Origin of the sequence: Brevundimonas sp., from assembly GCF_016463295.1 — a bacterium.
Lineage (GTDB): Bacteria > Pseudomonadota > Alphaproteobacteria > Caulobacterales > Caulobacteraceae > Brevundimonas.
Genome location: NZ_JAEMRO010000012.1, coordinates 39757 through 47096, shown reverse-complemented (window position 1 = coordinate 47096; position 7340 = coordinate 39757). Strand labels below are relative to the sequence as shown.

Genomic DNA, 7340 nt, shown 5'->3' with positions numbered 1-7340 from the left:
GACTGGCCACCACGCCACCCGCCGCGCCGCCATAGTCCGCCGTGTCGACCCCGGCACCGCCGATCAGGGTGTCACTGCCGGCTCCTCCGCGCAGGACGTCGTTGCCGTCTCCACCATTCAGAGTGTCGGAACCGCGCCCGCCCAAGAGGGTGTCATTGCCGGTGCGGCCATCGAAGTTGACACCGAAGCTGCCATCATTGCCGAGGTTGCCCACTTCCAACCTGTTGTCGCCACCATTGCCGAGAACAGTGCGCAGGCCTGCGCCCATACCCTCTACGACGACGTTCTCGACAGCGAAAATTCCTGCCGAATTCGATCCGACCGAAGCCGTCCCTTGCGCAAGATCGACCGAAGCTGAGCTGCCCCTGAGAATCGCCGTGTCGGTACCGGCCCCACCTGCAATAAGGGTGCCTGCAACATTGGCACCCGCGACGAAGACCAGAGTGTCGTCGCCATTATCTCCGAACAACTGATCACCAGCCAGACCGGTGATGAGATCGTCGCCTTCACCTCCATTCAGACGGTCAATACCGTTACCGCCCTGAATGGCATCGTTGCCGGCACCACCCGACACTTCGACACCCCCAACCGCTGCACTGAGGTTGAAAGTGTCATTACCGCTGCCTCCGATTATGCGTTCGACGCTGGAAGCTGTGTAGTTGCCAACCTGCAAGCCGCCTGCCGGTGTGGCCGAGACGCTCATGGCTGTAGAGATCGCGCTTGCATCGAAGGTGTCGGAGCCTGTCCCACCATCGAAGGTGGAAAAGGGCTGGCCAGAGGCAATAGACGTTACCACCAGGGTATCGTCTCCCGCGTCACCGTAGATCTGATCCACGCCCGTTCCGGCATTGATCCGGTCGTTGCCGTCACCACCGCGGATCAGGTCGTTCCCTGCCAGAGCATTCAGAATGTCGTCGCCGGCCTGGCCAAACAGCTCGTCCGCAAATGCCGTCCCATTCGTGATGTCGTTGGCCCCGGTGCCACCGAAGTACTGCCCGCCGCCAGCCCCGACAATCAGCGTGCCGTCTGCAAACTGCAGGCGTTCGACGCCGGTCAGGGTGTCGGTACCGTCCGGACCGGTGACCGTGGTCACGCCGTTCACCGTGCTGACGGTCGAGGTGGTGATCGTGCCGCTGAAGACGGCCGTGTCCGTGCCCTCGCCCCCGTCGATCGTGTCGTTCCCACTCAGACCTGTGATGACGTCGTCGCCGGCACCGCCGTTGATGGTGTCCCCAGCCGTCGTACCGGACAGGGTGTCGTTACCGGAGGTGCCATTGATCGGCCCGCCACCCACGATGGTGTTGCCGTTGATGTCACGCAGGCCGTCCGCGAACTGAAGCTGTTCGACATTGGTCAGCCGGTCCGTTCCGTCCGCGCCAGTGACCGTGGTGACGCCGTTGGTCGTGGTGATCGTATAGGCCGAGAAATTGCCGGTGAAGACAGCCGTGTCGGTACCGGCACCACCGTCGATTACGTCGTTTCCGCCTGCACCAATGATGGTGTCATTGTCGGCACCCCCATTCATCGTATCGACGCCGGCTCCCCCTTCCAGTCGGTCTGCACCGGTGCCGCCGTTCAACGTCGATCCCGTCTGTATCGTCGGAGCGGCCGGTTGATCCGGTGACGAGATGTGAAGGGTATAACGCCCGCCGATTGCAGGAGCCTTGGACGTAAAAGTGCCGCCGCCATTGGCGGCCCATTCGGCAACCTGGATATAATAGGTGCCGGCAGCGCCGAACGAAAAGGTCAGGGCCGAATCTGTTCCTGCGGCCCCTGCATCCGCCGACGAGTCATCGTTCGACGTCAGTTCGTTGCCCGCAGCGTCGAACAGCCTGAGCGTGGTATCGAAAGAGGCACCGTCGATATCGAAGGCCACGGTTTCGCCTGCCTGGACCGTGATGGCATAATATTCGACACCTCCATGCGTCGTGGCGACGACGGTGGCATGCGGAATAGTCGTGGCGTTGGCGATATCCGCGTTCGGAAGCAGGTCGAATGCGCCATTAAGTGAAACCGCCGTGGCGATCGTGCTGTTCGCCGTGGTGGGGCCCTTGACGATGTCGGGGGCCGCGCTGGAGAGGCCCGGCGCTCCGGCGAAGAGCTGATCGTCGCCGCCGCCGCCGCTAAGGACGTCGATGCCTCCGCCACCGCGCAGGATGTTGGCGTTGGCATCTCCCGTGATCGTGTCGGCCAGCGCTGTACCAGTGACGGATTCGATGGAGGTCAGCGTATCGACGCCAGCTCCCCCAGATGCGACTCCGTCGAAAAGATCGACGGCGACGCCGACGGCCGCTCCCGAATAGTCTGCGGTGTCGATTCCGGCTCCGCCGCTCAGCGTGTCATTGCCCAGCCCGCCGACCAGGATATCGTCGCCGTTACCGCCGTTCAGGATGTCGGCACCCGAGCCGCCGTCCAGCGTGTCGTTTCCATCCAGGCCGTTGATGGTGTCATTGCCGCCGAGACCACCGATCAGGTCGCCCAGAGCCGAACCACTGATGGTCTCATTGGTGATATCACCAGCGACACTCAGTCCACCGGTCGGTGCTGCGGCAATGGTACCGTCGGAGAAGGCCAGGAATTCGACGTTGCGGACCGTGACGGTGCCGCCTGGTCCCGTCACGGTTCCGGTCTGGCCATTCCAGGTGATGGTATAGCTGGAGCGGGCACCGGAGAAGACGACGGTGTCGGTCCCCAGCCCGCCGTCGATCGTGTCGTTGCCCCCGCCGCCTGTGATGCGGTTGTCGCCCGAGTTGCCGCGGATTGTGTCCGATCCCGTGCCTCCGATGGCGTTCTCGATCACGGCCCCCAGAGCAATTGACACATTGCCGACCATACCGCCGACGCTGGAGAAGGCCGCCTGGCGCAGATCAATGACGCTGTTGGAGGTGTAACCGGAGAAGTCGAACGTATCGACACCGCCCGCATCCCAAACGGCGAAGATCAAGGCAGAGCTGGCGCTCGAGGCGCTGAACCAGACCTGGCCCGCATTGGAGTTGAAGCCGTAGGTCGTATCACCCGTGCGCGTGCTCATGTTCGCGCCGTACAGACGCTGCGCCGCCGAAATGTCGTCGAGTTGCGGCACAGAGGCGTAGCGCGTCGAGCCTACGTTATTGACGCGGTAGTTGGCCCCCGTCTGCGTCTCCTCGAAATAGCTCATCACGCTGTACTGCAGCGAGTCCTCGAAATAGACCGCGTTGTTGGCGTAGGTGATCGAGGAGCCTGCGGACGCGTTGTAGGCCGCCGGGTGGCTGAGGCCGATGGCGTGGCCGATCTCATGAAGCAGGGTCAACTGACCATAACCCTGCTGAACCGGATTGGCATTATAGTTGAGCGAGCTGTTGATCCAGACATCGCCCTGGACCGCGTTTGCACCGGTTGCACCCGGCTGTCCGCCCGGCAGATAGGCAAAGGCTGCAGCGCCCTGTTGACCCGAGCTGTAGTTGCCCAGGACGATGGTGGCGTTGTTGGAATATTCCGACCCCGCGTCATTGACACGCGTGAAGGTGATGTTGGCCACATCGGACCAGGCGGCCAGAGCCTGCAAGGTGGCGGCGATTTGTCCCGCGCTGAACTGGGTAAAGCCCTGGGTATCGGTCGGCATGGTCGCAGCCGAAGCCCGGAAGGAATAGGTCACCGTCGCTGCGGTACCCAGGGCGGTCGCCCAGCTCTGGTTCGAGCGGGTGATCTGCGCACCGGCGTCGCCCGTCAGCAGCGAGATCTTGCCATTGCTGCCGACGTCGCCACGATCATCGCCGTTCAGGATGATGCCCTGACCGCCGCCGTCTGACCCGTCGGTTGGTCCGCGGAACACGCCGCAGCATCCGCAGATCTGATAGCTGGCGATCGCCCCGAAGGACGGATTGGTCGCCGGTCCGTCACCTTCGCGGAACCGTCCGGACCCTCCGCCGGAGCCGGTTTCAGAGAGCGTATCGTCCAGCGTGGCGAAGCGGCTGGAGGCAAAGGTGTCGAACATTGGTCGTCCCCGTTGAAATTCGTCGACGGCACACTAGCGTGCCGGTGACGGGCGACAAGCGTAACCGTGCTATGTGCGACGCTGGCCGCATGCGCCCTTGTCGAGGATGGGCCGCGTGCGATAGGACCACGCGCCGGTCGTCCAATCGCGCCTGACCCCGGGCCGATCTGGCTATTTCCTTGAGCGACGGCCTGTTTCGGTGCTGGAGACCCGTATGACCAAGACCGCGCTGATCACTGGCGTCACCGGCCAGGACGGCTCCTATCTGGCCGAATTTCTGCTGGACAAGGGCTATCACGTTCACGGCATCAAGCGTCGTTCGTCGCTGTTCAATACCGATCGTGTGGATCACATCTATCAGGACCTGCACGAGGGCGACGTGCGCTTTCAGATGCATTTCGGCGACCTGACCGACACTTCCAATCTGGTGCGCATCATCCAAGAAGTTCAGCCGGACGAGATCTACAATCTGGGTGCCCAGAGCCACGTGGCAGTCAGTTTCGAGACTCCTGAATATACCGCCGACGTCGACGCCCTCGGGACGCTCCGGCTGCTGGAGGCGATCCGGCTCCTGGGGCTGGAGAAGAAGACGAAATTCTATCAGGCCTCGACATCCGAGTTGTACGGCCTGGTGCAGGAACCGATCCAGTCGGAGACCACACCCTTCTATCCGCGCAGCCCCTATGCGGTATCCAAGATGTTCGCTTACTGGATGTGCGTGAACTACCGCGAGGCCTACGGAATCTTCGCCTGCAACGGCATCCTGTTCAATCACGAGAGCGAGCGGCGGGGCGAGACGTTCGTGACCCGCAAGATCACCCGGGGTCTGGGCGAGATTGCGCAGGGCCTCAGCGACTGTCTTTACCTTGGCAATATGGACGCCCTGCGCGACTGGGGTCACGCCAAGGACTACGTCCGCATGCAGTGGCTGATGCTGCAGCAGGACGAGCCCGAGGACTATGTCATCGCCACCGGCAAGCAGTACAGCGTGCGCCAATTCGTGGAGGTGTCGGCGGCCCGTATCGGCGTGACCTTGCGCTGGGAAGGCACGGGGGTCGATGAGGTCGGCATCGTCGAGGCCGTTGATCCGGCCCATGCCGAGGTCCGTTGTCCGGCGATCAAGGCCGGCGCGACCATCGTGCGTGTCGATCCCCGCTACTTCCGTCCGACCGAGGTCGAGACCCTGCTGGGCAATCCGGCCAAGGCCAAGGCCAGGCTGGGTTGGGAGCCAGAAATCACCTTCGAGGCCATGGTCGACGAGATGATGGAGGCCGATCTGCTGGCGGCCCGCAAGGCCGTCTTGCTGAAGAACGCGGACTGGGGCTGATCATCGTGGACCCGTTCGTTCGCCTGGATCAGACGGCCCATCGCCGCGAAGACAATCGCGGCTGGCTGGAGGTGCTGTACGAAAGCGACAGCATGGTCCTGAAGCGCTCGTTCTCGAGGAAGGGCGTGTTTCGGGGGCTTCATGTGCAGATGGCCCCCTCGGCCCAGACCAAGGTCATTCGCGTGGTATCCGGCAGCATCATCGACGTGGTCGTGGACGTGGCTGATCCTGCGCTCGAACTGAAGACGACCACACTGACGCCCGCCGATGGCTGGGTTCGGATCGAGGCGCAATATGCCCACGGCTTCTACGCCCTGGAGGACACGGTGTTCGAATATGCCTGCGACGGCGGGTATGATGAGGCCTCGGAGCAGGCCTGGTCCATCGCCGACCGGCTGCCAGAGCTTTTGGGCGTGACGACTGTTATCCTGTCCGACAAGGACCGCGCGGCCCCACCCCTGTCTTCCGCAAGAGGCGTCGCATGACCAGGCTTTCGCTGATCACCGCCTGCTGGAACAGCGCGAAAACGATTGCCGACACGCTGCAATCCGTGAACGCCCAGACCCTGGCTGACTTCGAATATCTGATCGTCGACGGCGGGTCCAAGGACGATACGATGGCGATCGTTGCGCGCGACGGCGCGCGTGTGACCTCGGCCATTTCCGAGCCCGACAAGGGCATTTATGACGCCTATAACAAGGGCCTGGCGCGGGCGACCGGCGACATCATCGGCTTCATCAACTCCGACGACTATTACTGCTCGCCTGATGTGCTGGAGCAGGTGATGGCGGCCTTCGAAGACCCGTCCGTCGAGGCGGTCCACGCCGATCTGGTCTATGTCAGCCCCGAAGACACCGCCAAGATCGAGCGCCACTGGAAGTCGCGGCCGGCAACGATCGAGAACCTGCGCCGCGGCTTCATTCCCGCCCACCCCACGGTGTTCCTGCGGCGGTCCGTCTATGACAAGGTCGGCACATTCGATACGACCTACCGACTGGCTGCGGACTATGACTTCCTGCTGCGCACCTTCTATGTGGCCAGGGTGAAGTCGGTCTATCTGCCTCACATCTGGGTGCGGATGCGGTCTGGTGGCGCGACGGGAGGATCGGCCTCCAGCATCATGCGCCAGAACGACGAAATCCGCGCCAGCCAGATGGCCCACGGACTGAACTATCCCAAGGCCCTGTTCCTGGCACATAAGGTGGTGGACCGTTCGATCCAGAGAGCGCGCGCCCCCTTCGTCAAGGTTCCCGATCTGATCGCCGACCAGGCAGGGTCGAGATGATCGACGGCAAGCGGGTTCTGGCCATCGTCCCGGCGCGCAAGGGCTCCAAGGGCCTGCCGCTGAAGAACATCCGCCCCCTGGCCGGCAAGCCCCTGCTGGCCTGGCCGATCGCGGCGGCGAAAGCCTCGGCCCATGTGGACCGTGTCATCATCTCGACCGATGACCAGGACTTTGCCGAGATAGCCGTGGCGCACGGAGCCGACGCACCATTCCTGCGACCGGCCGAGCTGGCCAGCGATACCGCACCCAGCCTGGGCTTCATTCTGCATGCGGTGGACACCCTGGCCGAGGGCGGCGAAGTCTATGACTATATCGTCCTCCTGGAGCCGACCTCACCGCTGACAGAAGGCAGCGACGTCGATGCGGCGCTGACGCAGCTGATCCAGGCGGGCGATCAGGCGGATGCGATCGTCGGCATCGCCCTGCTGGAGACGACCCATCCGGCCTATGCGGTTCGGCAGGCGACCGATGGAACGATCCATCCGTTGCAACCCGGCGGGTTCGCCGCCATGCCGCGCCGACAGGACCTGGAACCAGTTTTCAGCCTGGACGGCAGCCTGTATATATCCAGCGTGGATGCGCTGCGCCGCGAGCTGGGCTTCTGCCACAGCCGCACGCTTGGGTACCGTACCGCCCGCCATAAGGCTTATGAGGTGGACGATCTGATCGACTTCATCTGCATCGAGGCGATCAGCGAGAATTTGGACGCCATCTTGAAAGAAGAAAGCCGGACCATACCGTCCAGCGAGAGATAG

General features: G+C 63.1%; 5 protein-coding genes. 4 read left to right on the top strand and 1 reads right to left on the bottom strand.

Annotated elements, in window-relative coordinates:
* The coding region (locus tag JHC81_RS05255) for a M10 family metallopeptidase C-terminal domain-containing protein (protein WP_292171611.1) at positions 1-3973 on the bottom strand (3973 nt) is incomplete at its 3' end.
* Between the two features lie 214 nt (positions 3974-4187).
* Here JHC81_RS05255 and gmd point away from each other — a divergent pair.
* From gmd to JHC81_RS05235, 4 genes are read left to right on the top strand one after another with little or no spacing between them, the layout of a single operon-like run.
* Positions 4188-5300 carry a GDP-mannose 4,6-dehydratase gene (gene gmd / locus JHC81_RS05250; protein ID WP_292171609.1) on the top strand — a complete coding sequence of 371 codons (1113 nt, stop codon included), beginning with the start codon at positions 4188-4190 and terminating at the stop codon, positions 5298-5300.
* 5 nt (positions 5301-5305) lie between these two features.
* On the top strand, positions 5306-5785 hold the full coding sequence (locus JHC81_RS05245) for a dTDP-4-dehydrorhamnose 3,5-epimerase family protein (RefSeq protein WP_292171606.1): 480 nt from the start codon (positions 5306-5308) through the stop codon (positions 5783-5785).
* Entirely contained in the window at positions 5782-6585 is an 804-nt protein-coding gene (locus JHC81_RS05240; RefSeq protein ID WP_292171604.1) for a glycosyltransferase family 2 protein, read from the top strand. The genes JHC81_RS05245 and JHC81_RS05240 overlap by 4 nt, the downstream gene beginning before the upstream one ends.
* A complete protein-coding gene (locus JHC81_RS05235; protein WP_292171602.1) occupies positions 6582-7340 on the top strand; it encodes an acylneuraminate cytidylyltransferase family protein in 759 nt (252 codons plus the stop codon). Before JHC81_RS05240 ends, JHC81_RS05235 begins: the two co-directional genes overlap by 4 nt.

Bases quoted from the DNA above. Each gene is read 5' to 3' on its own strand.
- gmd (WP_292171609.1), top strand. From the start codon at position 4,188: ATGACCAAGACCGCGCTGATCACTGGCGTCACCGGCCAGGACGGCTCC.
- JHC81_RS05240 (WP_292171604.1), top strand. From the start codon at position 5,782: ATGACCAGGCTTTCGCTGATCACCGCCTGCTGGAACAGCGCGAAAACG.
- JHC81_RS05235 (WP_292171602.1), top strand. From the start codon at position 6,582: ATGATCGACGGCAAGCGGGTTCTGGCCATCGTCCCGGCGCGCAAGGGC.